Annotated in this window: 2 protein-coding genes; both read right to left on the bottom strand. The window is 58.8% G+C overall.

From position 1 onward, the window contains the following. Positions 1-218, bottom strand: a 218-nt coding sequence (tnpB, locus tag WS68_RS04240; RefSeq protein ID WP_156429333.1) for an IS66 family insertion sequence element accessory protein TnpB, incomplete at its 3' end; no start/stop codon positions are given. After that, positions 194-709 (bottom strand): IS66-like element accessory protein TnpA, encoded by a 516-nt coding sequence (gene tnpA, locus WS68_RS25680; RefSeq protein ID WP_442857144.1) that lies wholly within the window; start codon positions 707-709, stop codon positions 194-196. The genes tnpB and tnpA, both read right to left, overlap by 25 nt. Between the last annotated feature and the right edge of the window lie 63 nt (positions 710-772).

Here is a 772-nt window from a genome sequence, read left to right as displayed (position 1 = left end):
GCTTCGAGTCGCTTGAGCAGCAACCAGAAGCCATTGCCACCCCAGCCGAGAATCTTGATGCGATCACGACGTCGGTTGCCGAACACGAACAGCGCCGAGGTCATCGGGTTCAGACGCATCGCCTGTTCGACCAGGATCGACAACCCGTTGATGCCCATGCGGAAGTCGACTGGATCGCGATGCAGATAAACCTTCAGCTCTTCGTCGAACCGGAACACGGTAACCTCCCCAGCATCTGGACGATCGTCACCAGTTCATCAAGGCTCGCCTTCCCAAGATCGAATTCGACGCCATTGGGTAGTCGCACATGCAACGCGATTGCCATCAGCGACTCAGGCGAGCGCGGCGGTGACGGCTGCGGTGGTGCCGGCATCACCGGCACAAATGCAGACGGCGACTCGGGCGACCGATAACCGGACGTTGGCCCTGGAATATCAATGGGTACGCCGTCGGCCACAACCTCATCGGCCGATGGCCTTGCAAGTTGCCGTTGTTGATGGCTCGCGATCCATTTACGCAACTGGTTCGGATTGACATCGTGATCCATCGCCGTGCGGGCAATCGACACGCCGGGCCGCAAGCACAGCTCGACCAGTTCCTGTCGCGCTGCTTCGTCAAATTCGCGTCGACCGTCTCGCTTGCGGCCAACTACCAGTCTGTTTCGAAGATTCGGTCGCTCTGTCATTAAGGTCTGAGTGCAGGTGTCCACGCGGACACCTAGCTTCTGACCTCCTGACCCTCATGGGAAGGGCGTCATTTATTGACCGCTTAC

This window comes from Burkholderia sp. TSV86 (assembly GCF_001522865.1).
Classification (GTDB): domain Bacteria; phylum Pseudomonadota; class Gammaproteobacteria; order Burkholderiales; family Burkholderiaceae; genus Burkholderia.
The sequence above is the reverse complement of the archived record's forward strand: the minus strand, read 5'-3'. Positions and strand labels throughout refer to the sequence as shown.